Here is a 25,689-nt window from a genome sequence, read left to right on the forward strand (position 1 = left end):
GATGCACGCAGTTGAAGTTCGCGATCACATCATGATTGCCCATTCTTTCAAGGGTGAATTTTTCGGACCAGCACAAGCCATGCACGGCGCAACCTTCGTGATTGATGCTTGTTTTCTGTCCAAAACGCTGGATGAAAACAATGTGGTAATCGACATAGGTGCCGCGCATGATGCGCTAAAGGCCGTTCTTGAACCGATCAATTATAAGAACCTTGATGAGATGCCAGAGTTTGAAGGCGAAAACACAACGACTGAGTTTTTGACCAAATATATTTGGGATCATCTGGCGAAAACAGCAAACGCTGGCGGTCTTGGTCGCACTGCAGGTGAGCTTGATGCGATCCGCGTCACGATTTCTGAAAGTCATGTGGCGCTTGCTTGGTACGAGGCACCGCTCAAATAGACTGGCTCGCTTCTCATGCGCATTCGCTTCATCATTCCAGGTGATATCAATACCCCAAGCGGTGGGTATCGTTATGATAGGACCATATTGGAAGAATGGCGTGAGCTGAATGTTGCTTTTGATCTGGTGAGTTTGTCGGGCAGCTATCCAAACCCGAGCGATGATGACAAGGCGCTCGCCTTTTCCATTATCGATGAATGTGATGATGCTGACATTACGATTGTGGACGGTTTAGCTGGCGGTTGTTTTCCTGAACTGATCGAAGAGTTGAGCAAATCTGCGCCTTGCATCAGCCTATTGCATCACCCGCTCTCATTGGAGAACGGCATTTCACAGGAAGAGGCGGAGTTTCTTGAGGAGACCGAGCGCAAGGGGCTTAACTTCACCAAAGCGGTTATCACTACAAGCTCCGCCACCAGCAAAACCGTGGCTGAACTCTTCGCGATTGATAACGCAGTCATCCATACGGTTGAACCAGGCGTTACCCGCGCCACACCGATTGAATTTAGAACGGAGCCACCTCTTTCAATCTTGAGCGTCGGCTCGATCACCGAGAGAAAAGGCCATGACGTTCTCATCAAAGCCCTTGCTTTGATAAAGGAGGAGCAGTGGCACCTTACCATTATCGGCCCTCAAAATTTTGACCGTGCATGCTTCTTGGAACTGACTACCTTATGCCACGAGCTTAGTGTTTCTGATCGCGTGACTTTTCTAGATAGCCTCAGCGAAGACGAGCTTTCGCAACAATATGCAAAAGCGGATATCTTCTCCCTTGCCTCTCGCTATGAGGGTTATGGCATGGCTTATGCTGAAGCGATTGTTCGCGGTATTCCGGTGATCGGCACAACGGCGGGCGCCATTCCTGATACAGTGCCGCTGGAGGCGGGCATTCTCACGCTAGCAGATGATGTTGAGGCGTTTTCAAAGGCACTGTCATCCCTGTTGAACGACACGCCTTTGCGTCACAAAAAACACTTGGGCGCGCTGGCTGTAGAACCTGATTTCCCAACGTGGTCTGGATCTGCCAAAAAAATCCTCGAAATATTGGAGCGCCTCTTATGAGTTTTTCAGCTGAATGGCTCGCCCTTCGTGAACCTATCGACCATGCAGCGCGTGATGCTGGTATTTTGGCGGCGGTTATCAGTCTCATTAAAGGGGAAACGCCTGCCCGCATCACTGATATTGGATCAGGTACAGGCTCCACCATCCGTGCGATTGAAAAAGAAACCAAACATCCGATTGCATGGCATTTGGTAGACAACGACGCCGCTCTTTTAAAAGTCGCAACGGCAGAATCACAAAACGCTGATGTAAAAACATCACTGGCTGACCTTTCAACATCACTCGATGCCGTCTTCGCTCATGATTGCGATCTTGTCACAACATCAGCGTTTTTAGATTTGGTATCGACAGAATGGTTGTCAGGCTTTGTAGACGCATTGAAGAAGCACAAGAAGCCGTTCTATGCCGCCCTCACCTATGATGGACGCGCAGGCGCCATGCCGCCTATCGGCCATGATGACATTATCCTCAATGCCTTTAACGCCCACCAAAGAACCGATAAAGGCTTCGGTCCAGCTCTTGGACCTGATGCGGCGGATACGGCAATAGAGATGTTTTCTGAGGCAGGCTACGAAGTGTTTCATTCGCTATCAGATTGGCAAGCCGGACCAGCAGACATTCCCTTTCAGCGCATGTTGCTAGAGGGCTGGCAGCAGGCTGCCAACGAAATCAGACCTGATTTGGCTGGTGATTTTGCGGATTGGTACGATATGCGTCAAAAGCTATTGATTGATGCGGAAAACTATCACCCAAGCGTCTTTGTTGGCCATATAGATTTTCTCGCCCTGCCAACACAGTAAAGGCCGCATTTAAGCCTTGAAGTTGCAGTCATACAAAATGTCATGGCCTAATTCATAAAGCCCGACTTTAGGCTGCAAGCCTTCTTGAACCGTCTTGATACAAGAAAGCGCGAGGCCAGGTTGGCCACTTCCAAGTATTAGTGGTGCGACAATCAAATGCAGACGATCAAGCGCATCATTGTTTAAAAACACACTGACAGTCCGCGCACCGCCCTCAATTAGCAAACGGGCCATGCCATTTTCAGCCAAGCATTTGATAATATTCTCAGGAGAGATACGGCCATTTTGATGATCTAGTGCCAAAATTTTCGCACGCCCATACATGGGATGGTCCATATCGTTGCGTGTGATGATAATGACTTCTGGCCCGTCATCGCTGAATATTTGCGCACTTTGAAAGACACGGCCATGCGGATCGAGAATCACCCGTTTTGGACTATCACCATCACAAAGGCGAACTGTTAGCCTTGGGTCATCATCATTGACTGTACCAACACCAACAACCACAGCATCAACATTGGCGCGCAACCGATGCAGATGAGTTAAACCTTCTTTGTGGTTGATATATTTGGAATGCCCATTGATTGTTGCAATGCGTCCATCTAGTGATTGGCCAAGTTGGGCAATAACCAACGGCTCATTTCCGCGCAAAGTGTCTATCGGATCATTTTGGGCAAAATGGATAGCGGCTTGTTGGTCTGGCAAATTAGTGTTCCCAAATCTTCGACATTACCTTCCCTTAACACGAAAGTGACACTTGCTGAATAGGTTATTCATGTTGCATTCAGACACAAAGTTTTACACCTGAATAATGGTGAAGGACACAAAAAAGTCTTATATTACTAATAATTAGGTGAATGACTGACTAAACCGAAAGCCAATCAACTGGACAAATTGTAAACAGCTTAACCACGTTAAATTTCCTTAGAATTACCATCGACATCACAACTCGGCTCAACTAGAACTAACCGAAATCAGGGTTCAACCTCATATGACTTCAATGGGCACTACAAAACTTCATTCTATTCCCCAGTCTTCGTCACAAGATGATGCCAGCACACTGTTGGACGTCCAATCTTGCATCGCGAACTTGAGACTTGGCGGACAAGTTCTGTTGCACAATGATTCTGGCCACCATCTATTCATAGCCGTAGACGGGCTGGACAATAAAAGCCTGAATAAGTTTCGCTCTATGCAGCTTGGACGCTCACCTATGTTGGTTTTGAGCGGCGAGCGCGCTGATGCGATTGGGCTAGAATTTGCAAGCGCGATCTCTGTGTCGATTGGACTGAATGATACGGCTGATGATCTATATGCGTTAGCTGCAGCTCACCCTGCCAAAGTGACCCATCGTCCCGTCTTCCAAGAAGAACATGCCGAAGCTGCATTGTCCCTCTTGATGAAAGCCAAATTTTTGCCGGCATGTCTTTGCTTCTCCAACGTTTCTAATGTTGAAGCCTTGGTAAGCCAAGGTGTGCAGGTGATTGAAAAGGATACGATTGTTCGTTTTGAAACAGCAAAAACGAACACTCTTCGCCGTAAAAGCGAAGCGCCTATCCCTGTACGTGGCGGTATCAACACCCGCATGGTGGTGTTTGAATATGCAACTGGCGAAAATGAAATTGCGCTTATTGTTGGCCAACCCAACATAACCAAACCACTGCCAATCCGCATCCATTCAGCTTGTGCGACAGGCGATGTTTTTGGATCTGAAAAATGTGACTGCGGTGACCAGCTTCGCCTCGCTATCGAAAAACTTCATGAGATGGGCGGCGGTGCCGTGCTTTATCTCGATCAAGAAGGTCGTGGCATTGGCCTGACCAACAAGATCAGAGCTTATGATCTACAAAGTCAATCGCTCGATACCGTTGATGCCAACCGCACGCTCGGTTTTGAAGATGATCTGCGTGATTATACGGTTGCAGCAAAAATGATCTCGGCTCTTGGCTGGCAGCAAGTATCTGTTTTGACCAACAATCCGAACAAAGTGTCAGCGCTAGAAGAAAATGGCCTCGACGTTGTGGAGCGCGTGCCGCACCAAGCGCCAATGAACGAGAACAATAGCCATTACCTCAAAACCAAAGCAAAACGCTCTGGCCATATGCTGAAGTACAATAAGTAAACTACGGTTTGCCTCAAATATTATTGTGATCCCAAGCACGCTTGACGAATAAGACCGTATTTTTGATACTTCTCAAAATACGGAGCTTGAAGCCATGTCTACCGATATAACATTTGAAGATCGCCCCCGCGGTTATTCTCGTGCCGCCCGACTCATCCACTGGGTGATGGCTTTGATCATGATCACGATGATTGTTGCAGGCATATGGATGGCAACTGGCGACCTATGGGGTGGGAAGTTTCCAGCCCTTCGCGGACAGCTTTATGATTACCATCGAGGCATGGGCTTTGTGCTGCTCATCCTCGTGGTCGTGCGCCTATTCATCAAATCCCGCTCAACACCACCCTCTCCGCTGCCTTCATCCATTCCACCATTGCAGCAGAAAGTGGCGCATTTTACCCATGTGATGCTTTATGGCGCTTTGATTTGTCAGCCTCTTTTAGGATGGTACGCAACCAATGCGTGGGGGGTGAAAAACATTCCAATATTTGGCCTGTTTAATCTCCCAACTTTGACTGATAAAAACCGCGAGCTGGGCAATTTCCTATTAGAAATTCATGGCTATATCGGTTTTGTTATTGCAGCCCTCATCTTAATCCACATCGGCGCCGCTTTGATGCACCAGTTCATCAAGAAAGACGGTGTTTTATTGAGAATGTTGCGGACGTGACCACCGCGAACTACGAAGTCTATGCGGTCAAATATGCTGATCGCAACGCCCGCACCCGCGCTGATAGTTTTCTTGATGACCCTCATCACGATGTCCCACATGATATGGATTATTTCGTTTGGGTGATCAAAAATGATGAGCGAACTATTCTGATTGATACGGGATATGACGCGAAAGAAGGAGTGCTACGCAACCGACCAATCTTAATGAACCCAGCTGATGCATTGGCCGAAATCGGGATCAACCCACAAAGCATTTCCAACTGCATCATCACCCACCTGCACTATGACCATGCGGGCTGCCTTGGCTCTTTTGAAAACGCTAATTTTCATATTCAAGAACGAGAGATGGCTTTTGCAACAGGCCCGTGCATGTGTGACCCAACCATAAAAGCACCCTTCACTGCCGATCATATTTGCACGCTGGTAAAGCGGGTTTATTCTGGCAAAGTGATCTTCCATGATGGCGACAGCGAGGTTGCGCCTGGCATTACGGTTCACCGTGTGGGCGGTCATTCGCTGGGCCTGCAAGTGGTACGCGTGATGACAGCACATGGGCCATTAGTTTTAGCATCAGACGCTGCCCACTATTATGAAAACTTCATGGACGGCAAGCTCTTCCCGCTGGTGGTGGATAAGCAAGAGATGCAGGCTGGTTTCAAGCGGCTCTATGAGTTGGCCGACAATGATGCCAATCGCATCATTCCAGGGCATGACCCTTTGGTGCGCCAGTATTTTGAGCAGAGCTTTGTCGGGGCCAAGACCGATATTCACCGCCTCGACCGTGGCCCACTGAAAAAATTCGCCTAAAACCCCACGACCAGTCGCGCAAAAGACGAAAACCCCTTTACCTCCGCGCCGCTTACAGTAGTTTCACAGCAAGGTGTATTGAAACGCTGAGTGTTGAAGCATACCAATTTATGATCAATACCTTTTGAGAGGACGACCCGTTGCTTAGATCATTCTTCCCTGTTCCAAAATTGTTTTTTGGATCAGCCGTCATTTGGACCGCAATTGCTTTCGTGATCTGGTTTACTATTGGCGATAGTTTGCAAAACGCGCTGAACTTGGCAGACCTCTTTTTAGACCGCGCGCCTGAGACACCTGAGCAGGGACAAAAAGTTCCGTTCTTCCATGCAGATCGTGTTTGGACCTACCAATACATCATCATGTTCGCCGCCCTGTTTTGCGTGTTCTGGGCGTTTTTTAATCGCAACATTTGGTATTGGTGGTCTGTCGCAGGCTCAGCTACGCTGGTTGTCTCTACTTATTTCAACGTGCAATTGAGCTTGTTTATCAATGACTGGTACGGCAGCTTCTATGACCTCATTCAAAGGTCTGTCACGAACCCCAACACAGTTGAGCTTTCTGAGTATTATGGCGAAATGTCGACCCTTGCTTATGTGCTCGTGCCGTTCATTGTTTTCCTCGTGATCGTGGATTATTTCACGTCGCATTACCTGTTTCGCTGGCGCACAGCCCTCAACAATTTCTACATGGAAAACTGGGAAGTTGTTCGTCACGTGGAAGGCGCTTCACAGCGCGTTCAAGAAGACACGCGGATCTTCTCTCGCATCATGGAAGGATTAGGCCTCAGCTTCGTTCGCTCGATCATGACGCTGATCGCTTTCATCCCCGTTCTTTGGACGCTTTCACAACAAGTCAAAACCTACCCGTTGTTTGGCGAAGTCAACGGCGGCCTCGTGTTCCTTGCGATTTTCTCTGCTATTTTGGGAACGGTTGTTCTTGCAGCGGTTGGCTTCAAACTGCCGGGTCTTGAATTTGAAAACCAAAAAGTGGAAGCCGCCTACCGCAAAGAATTGGTCTATGGCGAAGACGACCATGACCGTGCGGGCAGACAGGAAGTTGGTAGCCTCTACGACAATCTACGCAACTTCTATTTCCGCTATTTCTTCCACTTCATGTATTTCAACGTGGCGCGTTATGCCTATCTGCAAGGGGCGGTCTTCTTCCCTTATTTCGCGCTTGGGCCAGCTATTGTTACAGGTGCAATCACCTTTGGTGTTTTCCGCCAAATCGGCAATGCTTTCAACCAAGTGGAAAATGCGTTCCAGTTCCTCGTGAACTCATGGCCGACAATCGTTGAACTGATGTCTGTTCACAAACGCCTTAGTCAGTTTGAGGCCCATATCATAGCTGAACCGACAAATCACAGCGCATCACTGCTAACTGAACCGGCAGAGTAGTACCACAGCACAGTGCAATTAAGCTGATCTCGATTACGAGATCAGCAATCGTTGCTGCAAATGCGATTTACCACTTGCCGATGTTTTCCATGCTCGCCCAAGGTTCTTGAGCAGGAAGCGCGTCACCGCGCTGTAACAATTCGACAGAAATGCCATCGGGTGACACCACAAACGCCATACGGCCATCGCGTGGGGGACGATTAACCGTCACGCCATTGTCCATTATATGCTGGCACGTCTCATAGATATTATCGACGCGGTAAGCCAGATGACCAAAGTTGCGACCGCCTTCATAGGTTTCATCACCATCCCAATTATAGGTTAGTTCCAATGCAGGGGCTGCTTGCTCTTGAAATTGCGCAACATCCTCTTTCGCGGCCAAGAAAACCAAGGTGAAACGGCCCGCTTCATAGTCACTGCGACGGACTTCTTCCAAACCAAGCAAGTCGCAATAAAACGCCTTTGATTTCTCAATATCCGTGACTCGAACCATCGTGTGTAAGTACTGGGTAGCCATTGGTTTTCCTCAAACTAGGGAGTTAAAAAGCTCAAAAAATAGGCAGACATGCTTGCGTCTACGCTCCATACAGTTAATGTGTTGTAAGCTTTAAATAAAGCGACAACAAAAATTTCCACGACAAAGGGGGGAACTATGGATTCTATTTCTAACATCGCAGGTCTGATAGCGCGCGTAATTTTGGGCGCTTTCTGGATCTATTTCGGATACACTAAAATCGGTGGCATCGAAGGTTTGCAAGGCTATATGGGTAAGTTTGGCGTGCCAGCATTTCTTGCGTGGCCAGTGGTTGCTTTGGAGCTAATTGGCGGCATTATGATTTTGCTCGGCTTCTTTTCTCGCTACGCAGCGCTTGCACTTGCAGTCTTCACTGTTGTGACAACGTTGATCTTCCACAGTGAACTTGGTGACCGCACACAGTTCTTGTTCTTCGCGAAAAACTTTGCACTCGTAGCAGGTCTGCTGTTGCTCGTTGCAAATGGCCCAGGCCGTCAAGCGATCAACCAAAAATAGCATTGCTATTTTCCAAAATTCAAAGCACCGATCTTGAAAAAGGTCGGTGCTTTTTTATTGGATCAAGAAGGCTCGAAAATCGTTGACATTGGTACTGGTTGGACCTGTCACATAGAGCGCATCGATGGCTTCAAAAGCAGTGTAGGCGTCATTGCCGTTGAGCAAATCAAGCGGTGTTACGCCACTATCTTGCAAGGCTCGAATGGTGCCGCCATCAATGAAGGCGCCTGCGTTATTTTCAGAGCCATCAATGCCATCTGTATCGGCTGCAAGCGCATGGATTGCACCCTGCCCCATCAAAGTGAAAGCTGCCGATAAGAGCAACTCGGTGTTCCGCCCGCCTCTGCCTTTATGTTTTACCGTTACTGTGGTTTCGCCGCCCGACAAAATAACGCAAGGCCGCTGAAACGGCTGCTCTTTGCTTGCAACTTGGACAGCAAGGCTTGCAAGCACCTGCCCGACATCACGCGCTTCACCTTCAATCGCATCACTTAGAATATGTGCCTTAATACCCAGCGTTGCTGCACGATTGGCGGCGGCATCCAGCGACAGTTGAGCGGCTGCAATGACATGCACCTCATCGCGTGCAAAGCCCGCATCGGATGGGTCAGGTGCCGCGCACTTATCAGTTGCCATCCATGCCGTAATGCTATCAGGCAAAGTCATTGAATAGCGCTTGATGATATCCAAAGCATCTTGCCGCGTTGTCGCACTTGGCACCGTCGGGCCACTTGCAACAAGTGCCGGATCATCGCCTGGAATATCGGAGATTACGAGGGTCACAACTTTGGCAGGATGAGCAGCCGCAGCAAGCCTTCCGCCTTTGATATCGGACACATGCTTACGCACACAATTCATCTCATGAATAGTCGCGCCAGAGCGAAGCAATTCAGCATTCAGCGCTTGCTTGTCTTCTGCAGGCACCGCTTCGGGCGGCAAGCTTAACAACGAAGAGCCACCACCGGATATCAGCGCTAGAACCGTGTCGTCTTCATTAAGGTGCGAGACGAGGTCCATCATCCGTTTTGCCGCTTGAAAACTACCAGCATCAGGCACTGGATGGGCGCTTTCAACAATCTCAATTGTTTTACACGGTACAGCAGACCCATGGCGGGTAACAATCAAGCCCTCATAATCGCCTTCATAAGCTGCTTCAAAGGCTGCAGCCATATGCGCCGAGGCCTTGCCCGCACCAACGACAATTAAGCGTCCTTTGGGTTTGGTTGGCAGATAGTCTTTCAGCATCTTTGCTGGGTCCGCAGCATCAACAGCCACTTGAAATAAGTCAGCTAAAAAACCTCGGGGATCAGCAATAGTCATGAAAGCCTCTATTGTAGGGTGGTAATGTCTGCCAGTTGAAACGGTAAGGGTCGGTCTGCCTCATAAAGGGAGAAAACTGTGCCGATACAGATCACGATCGGGTCTCCTTTTGAGACTTCATCCACTCCGTCAACAATTGTTGACAAATCACCTTTCCAGATGCGCTGATTTGGATAGCTAACGTTTGCAACAATAGCAACAGGCGTGCTTGCATCCATGCCATGCTTAATCAGATTGTCAGCGACTTCATGGCCTGTTCTGCTCGCCATATAAAAAATCAACGACGTATCGCCTGACGCCATGCCTTGCCAATGTAGGTTTTCAGGCAGTTTCCCGCTTTTTGCATGCCCCGTGATGAAACGGACAGACTGCGCGTGATCACGGTGGGTGAGTGATACGCCCATGGCAGCCGCAGCACCTGCACCTGCCGTGATACCGGGCACTACCTCAAACGGAATATTCGCGCCTAACAGGTCCGCGATCTCTTCACCAGCACGGCCAAATACCATTGGGTCACCGCCTTTAAGGCGCACAACACGTTTACCCTCGAGTGCCAAATCGACCATCATTTTATTGATTTCGCCCTGACTACACGATTTACGCCCGCCTCGTTTGCCAACATAAACATGCTCAGCTTCACGGCGACCAAGTTCCAATATTTGCGGTGAGGATAGGTCGTCATACATGATCACATCTGCGCCTTGCAAAACCCGCACTGCTTTAATCGTCATGAGATCAACATCACCCGGGCCAGAGCCAACAAGAGACACAAAGCCAACACCGTCATCGCTTGTTTGACTGGCTGCACCTTCTGCAAGTTTGATCAGCACATCTTCGCTAATTTCTTCCGCCCGAAACACGCGCTCAACAAATCCTTCCCAAAAATTACGCCGTAGGGAGGCGTCTGGAATAATCTGCTTTAACTGATCGCGGAAACTCTTCGCGATGCGGCCTGCTTTCGCCAAAGAGGTTGGCAATAGCGTTTCAATTTTGCGACGTATGGCTTGGCCTAAAATAGGGGCTGCCCCATCAGTTGAAACACCAACCACAACGGGCGAACGATTGATGATCGTGCCGAATTGAAATTCACAAAACGGCGGGTTATCGATGACGTTCACGGGCACTTTCGCAGCCTTTGCAGCTTTGTAGAAAGCCTCTGCCTCACTATCGCTTTCAGTATCCATCAGCGCCAATGAAGCACCGTCAAAATCACCGGCCGTCCAAGTGCGGGCATGGTGCGTTAAACTGCCTGCTGCAGCACCCCGTTCTAAGAGGCTTTTCATCTCGTGGCTAAGCTCTTCCGCGATGATGTCTACACCAGCTCCGGCCGCAGCCAGTAGCTCAGCTTTCCAAGCACCGCCCTCACCAGCGCCTGCAAGCAGAACACGTTTGCCCTGCAACTTCCAAAAAACCGGAAGCACAGCTAGCTCTTCCATGCGGTTGGCTTCCTGTAGCTTGGGGCTTTCCGTATGCTGGATCAAAGGTTCAAAGTTGGGTGTGTTGCGATCTGTCATAAGATTGACATAGCCTTTTCAATCGGCATTTCAAAGGGTCATGCGCTTTGATGGTGATCATAAACAAGTTTTGTTGGCGCAATTCCATAAGCACCGACAAAAGCCCGACAAAATGCGTCGCCGCTGCTGTAACCAAATTTACGCGCCACTTCTTTCACACGATCACCTTTAACAAGCGCGATACGGGCTAAAACCATGCGCCATTGCTTCAAATAAGCAATTGGTGTTTTGCCGACAACCGTCTGAAATTCGGCCATAAATTGAGAGCGCGACATGCCAGCGAGGTCTAGAAAATCATCAATTTTCCAATCTCGCCCTGGTTCATCGTGAATGGCAACCATCACCGCACTTAACTTTGGATGTGCAAGACCTGCGAACAATCCTGTTTGAGCCTGATTGTTTTCAATTCGAAACCGCAGCAAACTTAGCACCAGCAATTCTGACAAACGAGACAAAGCAAATTGCCCACCACAACGGTGGTTTTGTATTTCACGAACAATAATGCCTGCAATATCTGAAAGCTCAGATCCTTCACTCAAATCCACATCAAGCTGATCTGGCAACGCATAAAACAATGGGTTTTCATCGCCACCAACATCCAACGTTATGGCAGCCGCACATTGAGAGGGAAACGCCTCCATTCCATGAGGCCTTAGGTATAAAACAAGCTTTGAAAGAACACCCTCTTCTTCCAAGATAAACAAGTTGCACCGTTCAACCTCAGGCTCATGGGTTGCGGTTACTTCGAAATGGGAGATCAAACTTGATAGTCTATCTGGGCGAAGCATAACGGACTTTTGGTAAGAATAATAAGATTTACCCTGACAATAAGTCCATTACATTCACGAAGCAACAGGTATCACCTGTCCTATTTTATCTTTTGGAGAGTTCATAATGCTTATCCCACGCCAAAAAACGCCTGACCTTTCAGTCCCAATGCTCGACGGATCAACATTTGATCTCACAACTGAAGGTGCAAAGCTTGGAACCGTCGTCTGCTTTTATCGTGGCCTACACTGCCCAATTTGCGCGAACTATCTGAAAGAACTGGAAAAACAAACAGAAGCTTTTGCTGAACGCGGTGTAACAACAATCGCCATCAGTTCTGACGGCCAAGAACGCGCCCAAGCAATGGCTGACAAAGTTGAAGCCAAAGGCCTCCGTTTCGCCTACGATCTTAGTCTTGAAAAAGCGAAAGAGTGGGGTCTTTACATCTCAACATCACGCGGCAAAACATCGATCGACATTGTTGAGCCAGACCTCTTTTCAGAGCCCGGCCTTTTCCTCGTGAATGCTGATCAGACCCTTTACTACGCATCTGTTCAAACAATGCCATTCTCCCGCCCACATTTCTCAGAACTTGTTGGCGCGCTCGATTTTGCCATTGCGAACAGCTATCCAGCACGCGGCGAATATGTCGGCGCTGTATAATTAGTCTCCCCCCTCTCGTTATATTTTAACGAGCTTGCCGCGGCGTTTACGTCGCGGTTTTTTTGTGTTTTTCGCACCGAAACAGTTTGTTTATCTTGCTGTTTTATCCTCTGCCGCAAATTTAAGCCTTATCTTGAGGCGTAAGCATCATGAATTATCGCAGACAATTGACCATATAAAGATTTTCTTATATGCTTATGTGAGTATCTAAATTAGCCTAAATAGGCCTATCCAAATAGGTGGAACAAATGCGTATAACGCTGACGGAATTGCTTCAGGAAAAACAGTTGCTTCTTGCTGACGGCGCAACAGGAACGAACTTCATGTCTATGGGGCTAGAGCCTGGCTTTCCACCTGACATTTGGAACATGACTGAACCGCATAAGCCTGAGAAACTGCATCAAATGTTTGTTGATGCAGGTTCCGACATTATTTTGACCAATACATTTGGCGCGAATGCGCCACGCTTGAAGCTTCACAAGGCTGAAGACGACACCTATGAAATCAACAAAGCGGGCGCTGAAATTGCTTGTCGCGTTGCTGAAGCTTGTGACCGTTATGTCGTTGTTGCTGGTTCCGTTGGACCAACGGGTGAACTGTTTGTGCCGCTTGGCGAAATGACATTTGATGGTGCACGAGACGCCTTTAAAGAGCAGATGCGTGGCCTCAAAGATGGTGGCGCGGATTGCGTTTGGATTGAAACCATGTCCGCTGCCGATGAAATTCAAGCTGCCGCTGAAGCCGCTGTTGAAATCGGAATTCCTTATGTCTTCACAGCAAGTTTTGACACAGCAGGCAAAACTATGATGGGCCTTGCGCCAGACGCCCTCATTGAAGTTGCTGCTGCGCTCCCAGGCAAAGCAATTGCAATTGGTGCGAATTGCGGTGTTGGCGCTTCTGATCTTTTGGTCTCCGTTATGTCAATGACAGACGCAGACCCACAAGCGATCGTCGTTGCCAAAGCAAACTGCGGCATCCCTGTCGTAAAAGGTGCAACAACAGTCTATACAGGCACGCCCGAATTGATGGGTGATTATGTGGCAATGGCTGCAGACGCAGGCGTTCGTATTATTGGCGGGTGCTGCGGAACAGCGCCTGAGCATATTGCTGCGATGCGTAAATCAATTGACAGCTATGTGGCGTCTGATCGACCAACGATGGAAGAGATTACCACTAAGATTGGCGCATTGGTCGCACCACCTGCAAGCAATGACGAAAACGCCCCTCGCCGCGAACGTCGCGGTCGTCGTCGCGGTTAAGTCGCTTTAGACTTTAAAAAAGCTTTCATATGAAAACGCTGCTGATCTTCTGAATAATGATGGTCAGTGGCAACAGGGCATGCCTGCCGTGCAAGGCACCCCTTTGTGGCGCAATGCCCATTTGGGTTTGCCCTCACATGCTCACGGCATGCAGCAACATCATATCCCTCAGTTGAAAAAGCACCGACCGGACAAGTGGTCAGGCATGGCATGTCTGCACACCTATTGCAGGCATGTTCGACCTTTTCAGGCGATGGAACTTCACTAACATCACAAAACACCAAGGCGGCGCGGTAGGCTTGCCAGAGGCCATATTCTGGATGCATCAAAATACCGTGCGGCGAGGCCTCAAGGCCTTCCGCTTTCTTTGCCCATTGTTGAAATGGTTGGTAGGGCTTATCGCTTGGATAAAGTGGTCGAGCCCCAAGTTTTTCGGCAATCGGATCAATCACATGTTTGGTCCAGCGATCAAGCGCGTGATTGCCCTCAAAACGAGATTTACGGAAGGTGGGCCAAAAGCTTCCACCAAGATTTCCAATCAGCACGATGGCATGATCGCGGTCATCTTGGTGGGCGCTTTCGACAATTTGATCAACACACCAGCCGCGAACAGCCAGTCCGGTTCCTTGAAGTTCAGCGGTTAGTTGTCTCAAAACCGCTTTCATCTCAATGACCTTCAAAAAGGCGGAACGCGCGTCGGATCACTTCATAGTGCACTTTGATGCCTTCAATTTGAGGCACCTTTTCGGACGCATCGCCTGCCTTTCAGGTAAAGGCGTCAGGCATCGAATCCTTGCGTGTCTTGATGAAGTCTTTCAGCGCTTCGTTGATGCCCTGATCTAAGTCAGGCGCAACATAATCATTGAGCATTTGCGCGCAAACTTTTCTGGCGCGGTCTTCTGCACGCAATTCGCCATCAGCCAACCATTGCTCGTATGAATTATTGTCCGCAATGTTTGAGCGGTAAAACGCTGTTTCAAAGTTATCTTGCGTATGCTGACAACCAAGGAAGTGTTTGCCCGGCCCTACTTCACGAATGGCAGAAAGGCCCAAACCGTTTTCTGACAAATCAACACCGCCTGCCATCGCCTGCATCATGCCGAGCTGATCGCAATCCATAACGAATTTTTCAAACGATGAAACAAGGCCACCTTCTAGCCAGCCAGCAGAATGGAGCGCGAAGTTTACGCCTGCCATAACCGTTGGTGTGATGGTTTGCGCGCTCTCATAAGCAGCTTGTGCATCAACTACCTTAGAGCCGCAGAGTGAGCCACCAGAGCGGAACGGTACACCCAAACGTCGTGCTAGTTGTGCAGCACCATAAAGCACCAAGGCAGGCTCTGGCGTGCCAAATGTCGGCGCACCTGACTGCATAGAGATTGAGCTTGCAAACGTACCAAACAAAACTGGAGCACCTGGACGACACAACTGCGTAAACGCAATACCGGCCATTGCTTCGGCCAGAATTTGCGAAAGCGTCGCACCAACCGTTACAGGCGACATGGCACCTGCCAAAATGAACGGAGAGATAATGCACGCTTGATTGTTACGTGCATAAACTTTGGCAGCACCCAGCATGGTGTCGTCAAAGGTCATAGGCGAATTGACGTTGATGAGGTTTAAGAGAACGCAATTTTGATCAACGAAATCATCACCAAAAACGATCTTCGCCATGTCGATGGAATCTTGTGCCCGTTCAGGTGCAGTCACTGACCCCATAAACGGCATGTCAGAATAGCGGATGTGGCTATAGACCATATCAAGGTGACGTTTATTCACCGGAATATCGACAGGCTCACAAACCGTACCACCAGAGTGGTGCATGGCTGGAGCAAGATAAGCGAGTTTTACGAAACTGCGAAAATCTTCAATCGTTGCATAGCGCCGCTCACCTTCCAGCGTGCGCACAAAGGGAGGGCCATAAACCGGCGCGAAGACTGTGTTATTACCGCCAATTTGAACAGAACGGGCTGGGTTTCTGGCGTGTTGGGTGAATTCGCGCGGTGCGGTCTTGATAATCTCACGCAACATGCCTTTAGGAAAACGCACCCGTTCGCCGTCAATATCAGCGCCCGCTTCACGCCACATATCAATAGCTTCAGCATCATCGCGAAACTCAATGCCAATTTCTTCCAAAATGACGTCAGCATTCGCCTCAATCTTTTCGACCATTTCATCGTCAAACACTTCAAAAGGCTTGAGTTTTCGCTGGATGTAAGGAAGCTTGACGCTACCCGTTCCGCCGCGCTTAGCACGCCTTGCATCGCGACCACCACCACGGCCTGCGCGCCTGCTGCGTCCACCCTGATTTTCTTCTGTTTCGCTCGTGCTCATGGCTGCCCGTGTCCTCATTTTATGCATGACGGATCAAAGAAATAGCATCAATAGATCCTTTGTATTGTAAATTAAAGTGAGATTTTTTATTGAATAGCTTGTTTGCGCCCTGTTTTTGACGTCGCTTGGTTATTTCTCTTCGCAAATTCAATATTAAGGTATTTACCGTAGCGTCGAATGAGCTAATTAAACACAGCACGTAGCCTGTAAGGAATTTCAGAATGTCTGATGAAGAAGAAATCATCTTATCCGAATTGAACGACGACGATCTAGTCGCGCAAATGATGGATGACCTTTATGATGGTCTGAAAGAAGAGATTGTCGAGTCGGTAGAAATCCTACTTGAACGCAAGTGGACACCTTATGATATTTTGACCAAATCTCTGGTTGAAGGCATGCGTATTGTCGGCGTCGACTTTCGCGACGGCATTTTGTTCGTGCCAGAGGTATTGCTTGCAGCCAATGCGATGAAAGCGGGCATGGTTATTTTGCGCCCACTGCTTGCAGAAACTGGTGCACCGAAACTTGGCTCCATGGTTATTGGCACCGTTAAAGGTGACATTCACGACATTGGTAAGAACCTTGTCGGTATGATGATGGAAGGCGCAGGCTTTGATGTGCATGACCTTGGCATCAACACTGATGCGGACGAATTTTTGGCAGCTCTTGATGAGCATGAGCCAGATATCCTTGGGATGTCGGCGCTGCTTACAACCACAATGCCTTACATGAAGGTTGTGATTGATCAGCTGAAAGAAAAAGAACTGCGCGATAAATACATCGTTCTTGTTGGCGGTGCGCCGCTAAACGAAGAGTTTGGTGAAGCGATTGGTGCCGATTCTTATTGTCGTGATGCGGCGGTGACCGTTGAAAAGGCAGCCGAGATGATCGCCCGTCGCCATAACCAGCGAGCATAAAGGCGGCACACGTCATGTCTAAACGACGAGGTGGAAGATCGGCGAGGCTTCAAGAAGTCTCGTCAGCAGAACCTCTCGTCGAAAAAGGCGCTCCAAATTACACAAAACCAGCGAACGCAGAAGCTGTCTGCGTTATCGCCTGTGGCGCCCTTGCCCACGAAATTCTTGATGTTGTTAAGTTAAACGCCCTCGACCACATCTCCCTCACCTGTCTTCCCGCAAAACTTCACAACGAACCGCAAGCAATTACGCCCGCTGTTGAGCGCGCTATTGCTGACGCCCGCGATGCTGGGTTCAAACATATCTATTGCGGATACGCTGATTGCGGCACGGGTGGACAACTCGATGCTTTGCTGGAACGTGAGAATGTAGACCGCCTACCCGGCGCGCATTGTTATGCGTTCTTCTCTGGCGTTGATGATTTCAAAGAGCGCGAAGATGAAGACATGCGCGCATTCTTCCTAACCGACTTCTTAGCGCGCCATTTTGATGGCCTGACATGGGGCCCACTAGGGTTAGAAGAACACCCCGACCTTTTAGAAATGTATTTCGGCGCTTACGAAAAGGTCGTCTACCTCGCGCAAATCGAAGATGAAGGCTTGTTAAATCGGGCGAAAGAGATCGCTGAACGGTTGCAGCTTGATTTTGAATATAGAGCCACAGGGTATGGTGATTTGGTAGGCAGCCTATCCAAATTGAAGACCTAGACTTCACCTAGACGCACTTTCATTAAGCATTGGACTAAGTTTCCCACAAACAAGCCTAAATCCGACATTGACAAGTCGCGGGCAAATCATCGTGTTTAGCGAATAAAGATCACCTTCAACCCAAGAGGAAACACGATGCCACGTTCTAAAGCCGCTCAAAAACACATTGTCTATTGGCGGGACATTCCAGCGCAAGTTATTTGCAAGGCTGGAAGAACAACAGCAAAGCGCGAACTCGATAAACGTTTCATCACGGCGATTGACGCTTGCGCGATGCGCACTGGTCTCGATCAATCTGATGCTTACTTAGAGCAATGGCGGAAGAGTGATCCTATCCCATGCGGAGAAGACCTCGAAGCCGAAGCGGAACAGGCAGCAGCTGAATTGGATGCTGCCTACACCAAGGAACGGGTGAAAAATCTCGTTCACGCTGGAGGATTTGAGGATGGCCCACAAGACGGCTGACATGTTGAACGCGGAGATCCCGATGAGCGCTGCGAATGCGAATATTCCGGCATCTATTGAGGTGTCTCCAAAACACATCCTTGAAAAGGACGAATATATCGGCCTTTTCCCCGCAGGTACGCAGACCTATGTAACCGACATTGGCACGCACACCCACGAACAACTTGCTGAGGTGTCAAAGCGCCTTGTGGATGCAGGCTATAAGCCAGTGCAACACATTGCTGCTCGTCGCCTTTCCTCTGAAGCAGAACTAGAAAGCTTCATTCAGCGTCTCACAGAAGTGGGTGGCCTTGATGATGTGCTGCTTATTGCTGGTGAAGCAGACCGCCAGATGGGCCCTTATTCTTCTGCGATCGAAGTGATGCGCACAGGCATCCTCGATAAATATGGCATTAAGGGCTTAGGCATTGCTGGCCACCCTGAAGGCAACCCGTCTGCGCCTGAAGGTGAAGTTTACAACATCTTGCGCGAGAAAGCTGAGTTTCAAAGCGAGACAGATGCCGCAATGCGCATTGTTACGCAGTTTGGTTTTGATGGAGAAGCCTTCGCAAATTGGGCATGGCACGTTAAAGCCATGGGCATTGATCTTCCGATCCACCTTGGTGTGGCGGGTCCTGCGAAAATCACGACGCTTATCAAATTCGCTGCTATGAGCGGTGTTGGCAACTCGCTCAACTTCCTCAAAAAGCGTGCAGGCGCTCTTACAGCCCTTGCAACATCACACTCTCCAGAATCTGTTGTGGAGCCAATTGAGGCGTTTTGGCAGGAGAATTCTGACGGCCCAGTCGCTCAAATGCATGTTTTTCCGTTCGGAGGGCTAAAAAAATCGTCCGAATGGCTTGTAGAACGCGGCTCATGGGATATAAACATATCTTTATATGATAATGAGAAAGACGCAAGCCAGCTTTAAACGCTGTCCGCACCTCCCTTCTCGTTTAGAAACTTGGTCATGCTTTTGCCCAGACGCCCTTATTGTGTCTGACGCTAGAAGGCAGTCACACTTGAGGAACATCAAATGACGCGCACACTCGTCGCTTCGAAATCAAAAGAATCCTACATCGGGTTCGACGAACCATTCTGCGTCATCGGTGAACGCATCAACCCAACAGGTCGCAAGAAGCTGGCTGCTGAAATGCAAGCTGGTAACTTTGATACCGTCACAAAAGACGCGCTTGAGCAAGTTGCTGCTGGTGCGACCATGCTGGATGTAAATGCAGGTGTTACAGCCGTTGATCCAAATACAACTGAGCCGCCTTTGTTGGTTGAAACATTGAAGCTTGTTCAAAGCTTGGTTGATGTTCCAATTTGTATTGATAGCTCCGTGTCATCTGCTCTTGAAGCTGGCTTAGCCGTCACTGAGGGTCGCCCATTGGTGAACTCTGTAACGGGTGAAACTGAGAAGCTTGAAGAAATCCTACCGCTTATCAAGAAGTACAACGTGCCAGTGGTTGCGATCTCCAATGACGAGACAGGTATTTCAGAAGACCCTGATGTGCGTTTTGAAGTGGCAAAGAAAATCGTTCAGCATGCCGCAGATTATGGCATTCCAGCACACGACATCGTGGTTGATCCATTGGTTATGCCGATTGGCGCAATGGGTACAGCTGGTCTTCAAGTGTTTGCCCTTGTGCGTCGTCTTCGCGAAGAGCTCGGCGTAAACACAACCTGTGGTGCTTCGAATGTATCCTTTGGCTTGCCACACCGTCACGGCATCAATGCTGCCTTCTTGCCGATGGCGATTGCCTCTGGCATGACATCCGCCATCATGAACCCATGCCGTCCGCAAGAGATGGAAATGGTACGTGCGGCTAATGTTTTGATGTCGACAGATGAGCATTGCGCAAAATGGATTGAAACCTACCGTGAACCTACGCCTGGTGGCGAAGCAGGTGCTGGTGCAAGTGGTGGCCGCCGCCGTGGTGGTCGCGCTTCACGACGTGGTGCCTAAGACCAAAACCAAGGTTTCGTTTAGGAATTAAGGATATATTGGCGCAATGAACGAGCAGCCAAAACCAGACATGATTTCACCTGCAAGCGCGTCATCAAAAGATGATGCGCTTGTGCTATTCATGCCATCAGGCAAACGCGGACGCTTTGCTGTCGGCACACCCGTACTAGATGCCGCACGAGATCTAGGTGTTTATGTCGAGAGTGTTTGCGGTGGACGCGGCATTTGCGGCAAGTGTCAGGTGAGTGTTGCAGAAGGTCAATTTGCCAAACACGGCATCACCAGCAGTGCAGAAAACCTCTCGCAATTCTCCGATACAGAAGCGCGTTATAAATCCAAACGCGAGCTTGCAGACGACCGTCGCCTTTCCTGCTCATCAAAGATAAATGGCGACCTCGTCATTGATATCCCGCAAGCAGCCAGCGCCAACAATCAAATGGTGCGCAAGGCAGCTGACACCCGCGACATTCCGCGCGATTTGGCGACCCACCTTCGTTATGTCGAAGTGGAAGAGCCAGATATGCATAAGCCGCTTGGCGATGCTGACCGTCTTGTTCGTCAACTGAAAGCAGACTGGGGTTATGATAATCTCAGCCTAGATTTTCATCTTTATAAAACCCTGCAAACAACCCTTCGCAAAGGCGATTGGGCGGTTACTGCCGCTGTTCATACGGTTGGCGATAAACACACTGTCACTGCTTTATGGTCTGGCTACCGCGAAAAGCTCTTCGGGCTTGCCTGTGACATTGGTTCAACCACCATCGCGATGCACTTATCAGACATGATGAGCGGCGAGACGGTTGCTTCCGCCGGTGTTGCCAACCCACAGATCCGTTTTGGCGAAGACCTCATGTCTCGCGTTTCCTACGTAATGATGAACAAGGGCGGCGAAGTAGCGCTTACTAAATCTGTGCGCGAGGCGATTGATGGATTGATTGCTGATATTTGCGAACAGTCAGGTGTCGCACGCGAAGACATTTTGGAAGCCACGTTTGTTGGCAACCCTATCATGCACCATCTGTTCCTTGGTCTTGATCCAACAGAGATCGGCCAAGCACCTTTCGCTCTTACCGTGTCAGATGCCCTCACCCTTCCTGCCCGTGACCTTGAGATCAACCTCAACGAAGGCGCACGGGTTTATACTTTGCCTTGCATTGCCGGCCATGTGGGTGCAGATGCTGCGGCGGCAACTTTGGCTGAACGGCCTTATGAAGAAGACGAGATCACGCTGCTTGTTGATGTCGGCACCAATGCGGAGATTGTGCTTGGTTCAAAAGACCGCACAGTTGCAGCCTCATCACCCACTGGCCCCGCTTTTGAGGGTGCAGAAATTTCATGCGGCCAACGTGCCGCCCCCGGTGCCATTGAACGTATTCGCATCAACCCTGAAACACTTGAACCGCGTGTTCGCATTATCGGCTCTGAGAAATGGTCTGATGAAGACGGCTTTGCTGATGAAGCAAAAGAAACAGGCGTTACTGGTGTTTGCGGTTCTGGCATTATCGAAGTTGTGGCCGAAATGTTTCTTGCGGGTGTTATCACCGAAGATGGCATTATTGATGGCTCCAAGGCCGCACTATCAAACCGCGTGATTGAAGACGGTCGCACCTTCTCCTACGTCGCTTGGCGTGGCGAGAACGGCAGCCCTGATTTGATCATTAAACAAACAGACATCCGCGCGATCCAACTTGCTAAAGCAGCCCTTTATGCAGGGGTGCGCTTGTTGATGGATAAGCTCGGTGTAACACAAGTTGCGAAAATCAAATTTGCTGGCGCATTTGGTAATTTCATTGATCCGAAATACGCCATGGTCTTGGGCCTTATTCCTGATTGCGACCTTGAGCATGTCCGCGCTGTTGGTAATGCTGCTGGTACGGGTGCACGCATGGCGCTTTTGAATAAGAGCTACCGCGAAGAAATCGAGCAGATGGTTGGTAAAATCGAGAAGATTGAAACCGCCCTTGAACCTGCATTCCAAGAACTGTTCGTCAATGCAATGGCACTGCCTAACAAAGTGGATGCGTTTCCAAATCTTGCGAAAGAAGTCACACTCCCAGAAAAGTCAGAACCCACTGATGGTGATGGCGGCGGTGGTAGACGCAGACGTGGCGGACGAGCGCGACGCGGCTAACCCGCTCTAAATGCGCGCTTGGTGTTCTTCGAATGCTGAGCGAATATGACTTGCAACAGCAAGAACAGCATCACCAGATTTTGATGCTTGCAACATGCCAATTGAATATCTGTTAAGCTCAGGAAGGCCATCTTCTTTTCCTAGGGCCACCAAAGGATGTTCAACGAGGCTGCGTGGGAATGGTGCGATTGCTAGATCAGCAGACACCGCAGCTTTTTGTCCCGAACTATGAGCACTCATATAAGCGACACGGTAATCGCGACCAATCTTTGTCAGTTCGCCTGTCGCATTCGACCGCCATGCGCAGCCCTCTTCCCACATAGAAACAGGAAGTGGGTCTTTAAGATGAGCACAACCACCTTTCGCACCGGCCCAAACAAGCTGTTCTTCTAAGACAACTTCAACATCTGGATCACCAGTCGCAATGCCGTTACACGTGATCAAGGTCAGATCGAGTTTTCCTTTTTTCACCCGTTCGCGCAGATTAACACTCAAATCTATCACCACATCAACCACCACGCCGGGGTGAGTGACAGCAAAACGCTTTAGAATGCTCGGCAAGAAACGACTGCCATAATCATCAGGCGCACCAAGGCTCACGACACCTTCCATTTGCGGCTTTCTGAAATGACCGAGCGCTTCATCCGACAGGCTGAGCAGGCGCCGTGCATAAGCAAGCAGCACTTCACCGTCTTGAGTGAGATTGACCGAGCGTGCATCGCGAATGAACAACGGGCGTCCGACAATGTCCTCAAGCTTCTTCACCTGCATGGAGATCGCTGAAGGCGTGCGCAACACCAATTCGGCGGCTCCTTTAAAGCTGCCCGTGTCGACGATGGCTGTGAAGGTCCTCAACAAGTCTAGTTCTAGCGCGAGTACGTTGAAATTCACCGGAGCGTCTATCTGCTTGTTCATGCTGAAACCTCGTCTGATCAGTCAGTTCAATTTTTCTGAACTTACACATTAGATCATTTCGTTTGATTGAACAACCTCAATGATCAATATTGTTGAACAAGACGAATTTAAATGAAGTTTTTCTAAACCAAAGGATTTAAACAATGACATTATGCGAACAAATGAACGCCCAGCCAGACAGCACTCAGCACAGCCTTTTCGATCAGCTTTTAAGCGGCATTGAAAATACATTTGGCAAACTACAACAGGCCATCGCAACCTACCGCGCCCATGCTGAGCGTCGGGATGCATTTAAGAACCTACAATCTCTTGATCGTCGCACATTGGATGACATCGGCCTGACAGCAGGTGATGTGACATGGGCGTCAAAACTACCAATTGATCAAAACGCAGCCTGCGAATTGCAGAAAGTCAGATATGCCAGACTTTCAAACAAACACTAAATTATCTCTTTGAAGATGAGAGAAAACACTGCGCCTGTTGGCGCAGTGTTTCGCTTATTGGCGCAGTGTTTCTCCGGCAACGACGGCCTGTTTGTCGAAGCCATATTCATAGCCTGCATCAGCGATGAGGCACCAAAGGTAATCCGCATGCGAACGGCGGATCACAATATCAAAGGTATCTGGTGCGTCGAGACGACAAGCCAACACTACGTTTGAATGGGCGAATGTTGTACCAGCAACCGATCCTTTAACGAAGATTGAGGCATCCAAATCAAGAGTTGAGATTTTTTGCAAAACATCTCTCGCCTTATCGCCTGAAAGTTCAATCACCGTGTAGTTGTTGGTAATGTTCGTTACCTGACACGCTTTACCATCCAAGGCCTTTGCGAAGCCGTCTGCGAGTGCCGCATCTTCTCCAGCAATAACCATCAACGTATCTGGTCCAATCCAATGAACTGCGGATTGATCTGAATAGGTTGATTGGTTCGCTGCCGGGGTCTTCGCCTTCTCAACGGACTTAACAGCTGCACCAAGTTTTTTTAAGTCACCACGCAGCATAGTTTTGTTCAAATGAGGCCATTCTTTCATCTGAACACCATCGCCAGTCAATGGACTACGATGAGCAAGGGGTGCCTGTTTAAAAGGGGCTTTGATCGAGGTCATGATGCCGCTCCTTCAGCTAGAAAATCGACATCCGTAATGGTCGCCTTAATTGGTTCGCCATTGCCACGCTGTGTAACATACACCGTTTCACCCATGCGATCCCCGCCGCCTTTGACCATAGCCAATGCGATAGAGCGTTGGATGTTCGGACTATAGTAACTGGATGTTACATGGCCGAGCATTGGAACGGGCGGTGCAGGCTCTGTTGAGGTTGCAATAACATGCGCCCCTTCATCAACCACTTTTGAACCGTCTTCGGTTAAAAGCCCTACAAATTGGGGACGATCTTTGCGCACCGTATCAGAGCGGAACAATGAACGTTTACCGACAAAGTCACCCTTCTTCTGGCTTACAATCCAATCCATCCGCAAATCATGCGGTGTGGTGGTGCCGTCCGTTTCTTGGCCAACAATGATGAAACCTTTTTCAGCGCGCAACAAGTGCATCGCTTCAGTGCCGTATGGCGTGATGTCATATTGAGCACCATGCTCCATCAAAACATCCCAGAACCAACGACCATATTCAGATGGCACATTGATCTCGTAGGAATGCTCACCGGTAAACGAAATGCGGAAGATGCGAACAGGCACACCTTCTAGTTCCGTTTCCTTCATGGTCATAAACGGCATATCGTCAGGACCGTATCCATCGCCAAACAAATCAGCGATCAACTGGTGACACTTTGGTCCACAGATAGACGATACTGCCCATTCTTCCGTGACAGAGGTGCACAATACATCAAGGTCTGGCCATTCAGTTTGGAGATAATCTTCCAAATGAGACAGCACACCTGCCGCCCCGCCCGAAGTTGTAGTCATGTGGAAATGATCATCAGCAAGACACGTGGTCACACCGTCATCAAACACCATGCCGTCTTCTTTTAGCATGAGGCCATAACGACATTTGCCGATACCAAGCTTTGACCAAGCGTTGGTGTATATACGGTTCAAAAACTCACGAGAATCTTTGCCTTGAATATCGATTTTGCCAAGCGTTGATGCATCTAAGATACCGATACCTGTACGCGCTGCTTTTGATTCACGCTGAACAGCACGCTGCCATGTTTCACCTGCTTTTGGGTAAACCCACGCACGCAACCAATCACCAACAGTTTCAAAATGAGCGCCCGCCTCGCGGTGCCATTCGTGCATTGGTGTGCCACGACGTGGTGCATAAAGTTCGCCCTTATGCTGACCCGCAATCGCGCCAAGGCTGATCGATTTATAAGGTTGGCGGTAAGTCGTAACACCGACCTCTGGGATAGATTTACCCATTGTCTGCGCCAAGATACCAAAGGCTGTAACACCAGATGTTTTACCTTGGTCCGTACCCATGCCCATGGTCGTATA

Annotated in this window: 27 protein-coding genes; 17 read left to right on the forward strand and 10 right to left on the reverse strand. The window is 49.2% G+C overall.

The annotated features are described in order from the left end of the window. The first annotated feature begins 1 nt into the window (after position 1). Genes ABJO30_01625 through ABJO30_01635 form a run of 3 tightly spaced genes read left to right on the forward strand, consistent with a single transcriptional unit; the run spans position 2 to position 2,265 of the window. Positions 2-403, forward strand: a complete 402-nt coding sequence (locus ABJO30_01625) for a 6-carboxytetrahydropterin synthase (GenBank protein ID MEP3231509.1) — start codon at positions 2-4, stop codon at positions 401-403. Between the two features lie 15 nt (positions 404-418). After that, complete coding sequence (locus ABJO30_01630; protein MEP3231510.1) at positions 419-1,465, forward strand: glycosyltransferase family 4 protein; 1,047 nt, start codon at positions 419-421, stop codon at positions 1,463-1,465. Further along, complete coding sequence (locus ABJO30_01635; GenBank protein MEP3231511.1) at positions 1,462-2,265, forward strand: methyltransferase type 11; 804 nt, start codon at positions 1,462-1,464, stop codon at positions 2,263-2,265. Before ABJO30_01630 ends, ABJO30_01635 begins: the two co-directional genes overlap by 4 nt. A 9-nt stretch (positions 2,266-2,274) precedes the next feature. Here ABJO30_01635 and ABJO30_01640 read toward each other — a convergent pair whose 3' ends face one another. Beyond that, positions 2,275-2,970 carry a RibD family protein gene (locus ABJO30_01640; GenBank protein ID MEP3231512.1) on the reverse strand — a complete coding sequence of 232 codons (696 nt, stop codon included), beginning with the start codon at positions 2,968-2,970 and terminating at the stop codon, positions 2,275-2,277. A gap of 295 nt (positions 2,971-3,265) precedes the next feature. Here ABJO30_01640 and ABJO30_01645 point away from each other — a divergent pair, with 295 nt between their 5' ends. The 4 genes from ABJO30_01645 (at position 3,266) to sbmA (ending at position 7,263) form a co-directional block, all read left to right on the forward strand. Next, the gene (locus ABJO30_01645; GenBank protein MEP3231513.1) at positions 3,266-4,387 is read left to right on the forward strand and encodes a GTP cyclohydrolase II; all 1,122 of its coding nucleotides are present in this window, start codon (positions 3,266-3,268) and stop codon (positions 4,385-4,387) included. A 94-nt stretch (positions 4,388-4,481) separates the two neighbouring features. After that, on the forward strand, positions 4,482-5,057 hold the full coding sequence (locus tag ABJO30_01650; GenBank protein ID MEP3231514.1) for a cytochrome b: 576 nt from the start codon (positions 4,482-4,484) through the stop codon (positions 5,055-5,057). Further along, positions 5,054-5,866, forward strand: coding sequence for an N-acyl homoserine lactonase family protein (locus ABJO30_01655; protein ID MEP3231515.1), 813 nt, complete (start codon positions 5,054-5,056; stop codon positions 5,864-5,866). Before ABJO30_01650 ends, ABJO30_01655 begins: the two co-directional genes overlap by 4 nt. A gap of 140 nt (positions 5,867-6,006) precedes the next feature. Beyond that, the gene (gene sbmA, locus ABJO30_01660) at positions 6,007-7,263 is read left to right on the forward strand and encodes a peptide antibiotic transporter SbmA (GenBank protein ID MEP3231516.1); all 1,257 of its coding nucleotides are present in this window, start codon (positions 6,007-6,009) and stop codon (positions 7,261-7,263) included. Positions 7,264-7,330: 67 nt separating this feature from the next. Here the strand turns inward: sbmA and ABJO30_01665 are convergent, their stop codons facing one another. Continuing rightward, positions 7,331-7,780 carry a VOC family protein gene (locus tag ABJO30_01665; GenBank protein MEP3231517.1) on the reverse strand — a complete coding sequence of 150 codons (450 nt, stop codon included), beginning with the start codon at positions 7,778-7,780 and terminating at the stop codon, positions 7,331-7,333. A 135-nt stretch (positions 7,781-7,915) separates the two neighbouring features. On the opposite strand from ABJO30_01665, the gene ABJO30_01670 reads away from it, so the two are divergent. After that, positions 7,916-8,293, forward strand: coding sequence for a DoxX family protein (locus ABJO30_01670; GenBank protein ID MEP3231518.1), 378 nt, complete (start codon positions 7,916-7,918; stop codon positions 8,291-8,293). A 54-nt stretch (positions 8,294-8,347) separates the two neighbouring features. Here ABJO30_01670 and ABJO30_01675 read toward each other — a convergent pair whose 3' ends face one another. From ABJO30_01675 to ABJO30_01685, 3 genes are read right to left on the reverse strand one after another with little or no spacing between them, the layout of a single operon-like run. Continuing rightward, positions 8,348-9,613 (reverse strand): glycerate kinase, encoded by a 1,266-nt coding sequence (locus ABJO30_01675; protein MEP3231519.1) that lies wholly within the window; start codon positions 9,611-9,613, stop codon positions 8,348-8,350. 8 nt (positions 9,614-9,621) lie between these two features. Next, positions 9,622-11,127, reverse strand: coding sequence for a siroheme synthase CysG (cysG, locus tag ABJO30_01680; protein MEP3231520.1), 1,506 nt, complete (start codon positions 11,125-11,127; stop codon positions 9,622-9,624). A 38-nt stretch (positions 11,128-11,165) separates the two neighbouring features. Continuing rightward, positions 11,166-11,915: an AraC family transcriptional regulator gene (locus ABJO30_01685; GenBank protein MEP3231521.1), complete on the reverse strand. Its 750-nt coding sequence runs from the start codon at positions 11,913-11,915 to the stop codon at positions 11,166-11,168. A gap of 106 nt (positions 11,916-12,021) precedes the next feature. On the opposite strand from ABJO30_01685, the gene ABJO30_01690 reads away from it, so the two are divergent. Next, positions 12,022-12,558, forward strand: a complete 537-nt coding sequence (locus ABJO30_01690) for a peroxiredoxin-like family protein (GenBank protein MEP3231522.1) — start codon at positions 12,022-12,024, stop codon at positions 12,556-12,558. Between the two features lie 248 nt (positions 12,559-12,806). Beyond that, positions 12,807-13,817, forward strand: coding sequence for a betaine--homocysteine S-methyltransferase (gene bmt / locus ABJO30_01695; protein ID MEP3231523.1), 1,011 nt, complete (start codon positions 12,807-12,809; stop codon positions 13,815-13,817). Here bmt and ABJO30_01700 read toward each other — a convergent pair. Both ABJO30_01700 and ABJO30_01705 read right to left on the reverse strand, forming a co-directional pair. Beyond that, positions 13,814-14,470 carry a hypothetical protein gene (locus tag ABJO30_01700; protein ID MEP3231524.1) on the reverse strand — a complete coding sequence of 219 codons (657 nt, stop codon included), beginning with the start codon at positions 14,468-14,470 and terminating at the stop codon, positions 13,814-13,816. The genes bmt and ABJO30_01700 overlap by 4 nt on opposite strands. 112 nt (positions 14,471-14,582) lie before the next feature. Then, entirely contained in the window at positions 14,583-16,151 is a 1,569-nt protein-coding gene (locus tag ABJO30_01705; protein ID MEP3231525.1) for a trimethylamine methyltransferase family protein, read from the reverse strand. Between the two features lie 221 nt (positions 16,152-16,372). On the opposite strand from ABJO30_01705, the gene ABJO30_01710 reads away from it, so the two are divergent. The 6 genes from ABJO30_01710 to ABJO30_01735 all read left to right on the forward strand — a co-directional run bounded on the left by ABJO30_01710 (position 16,373) and on the right by ABJO30_01735 (position 22,319). Further along, positions 16,373-17,068, forward strand: coding sequence for a B12-binding domain-containing protein (locus tag ABJO30_01710; GenBank protein ID MEP3231526.1), 696 nt, complete (start codon positions 16,373-16,375; stop codon positions 17,066-17,068). A gap of 14 nt (positions 17,069-17,082) precedes the next feature. Next, positions 17,083-17,775: a DUF1638 domain-containing protein gene (locus ABJO30_01715; GenBank protein ID MEP3231527.1), complete on the forward strand. Its 693-nt coding sequence runs from the start codon at positions 17,083-17,085 to the stop codon at positions 17,773-17,775. Positions 17,776-17,910: 135 nt separating this feature from the next. After that, positions 17,911-18,240, forward strand: a complete 330-nt coding sequence (locus tag ABJO30_01720) for a virulence factor (protein ID MEP3231528.1) — start codon at positions 17,911-17,913, stop codon at positions 18,238-18,240. Then, on the forward strand, positions 18,221-19,150 hold the full coding sequence (locus ABJO30_01725; protein ID MEP3231529.1) for a methylenetetrahydrofolate reductase: 930 nt from the start codon (positions 18,221-18,223) through the stop codon (positions 19,148-19,150). The genes ABJO30_01720 and ABJO30_01725 overlap by 20 nt, the downstream gene beginning before the upstream one ends. A gap of 105 nt (positions 19,151-19,255) precedes the next feature. Continuing rightward, positions 19,256-20,188, forward strand: coding sequence for a methyltetrahydrofolate cobalamin methyltransferase (locus tag ABJO30_01730; protein MEP3231530.1), 933 nt, complete (start codon positions 19,256-19,258; stop codon positions 20,186-20,188). 46 nt (positions 20,189-20,234) lie between these two features. Next, entirely contained in the window at positions 20,235-22,319 is a 2,085-nt protein-coding gene (locus ABJO30_01735) for an ASKHA domain-containing protein (GenBank protein MEP3231531.1), read from the forward strand. Positions 22,320-22,325: 6 nt separating this feature from the next. On the opposite strand, the gene ABJO30_01740 is transcribed toward ABJO30_01735, so the two are convergent. After that, entirely contained in the window at positions 22,326-23,234 is a 909-nt protein-coding gene (locus tag ABJO30_01740) for a LysR substrate-binding domain-containing protein (GenBank protein MEP3231532.1), read from the reverse strand. A gap of 143 nt (positions 23,235-23,377) precedes the next feature. Here ABJO30_01740 and ABJO30_01745 point away from each other — a divergent pair, with 143 nt between their 5' ends. Next, on the forward strand, positions 23,378-23,677 hold the full coding sequence (locus ABJO30_01745) for a DUF1127 domain-containing protein (protein MEP3231533.1): 300 nt from the start codon (positions 23,378-23,380) through the stop codon (positions 23,675-23,677). Positions 23,678-23,731: 54 nt separating this feature from the next. Here ABJO30_01745 and ABJO30_01750 read toward each other — a convergent pair whose 3' ends face one another. Next, positions 23,732-24,340, reverse strand: a complete 609-nt coding sequence (locus tag ABJO30_01750; GenBank protein MEP3231534.1) for a sarcosine oxidase subunit gamma family protein — start codon at positions 24,338-24,340, stop codon at positions 23,732-23,734. Beyond that, positions 24,337-25,689 (reverse strand): glycine cleavage T C-terminal barrel domain-containing protein (locus ABJO30_01755; GenBank protein MEP3231535.1); only part of this gene is annotated, 1,353 nt, incomplete at its 5' end. The genes ABJO30_01750 and ABJO30_01755, both read right to left, overlap by 4 nt.

It is taken from the genome of Hyphomicrobiales bacterium (assembly GCA_039973685.1).
Taxonomy (GTDB): Bacteria; Pseudomonadota; Alphaproteobacteria; order Rhizobiales; family JACESI01; genus JACESI01.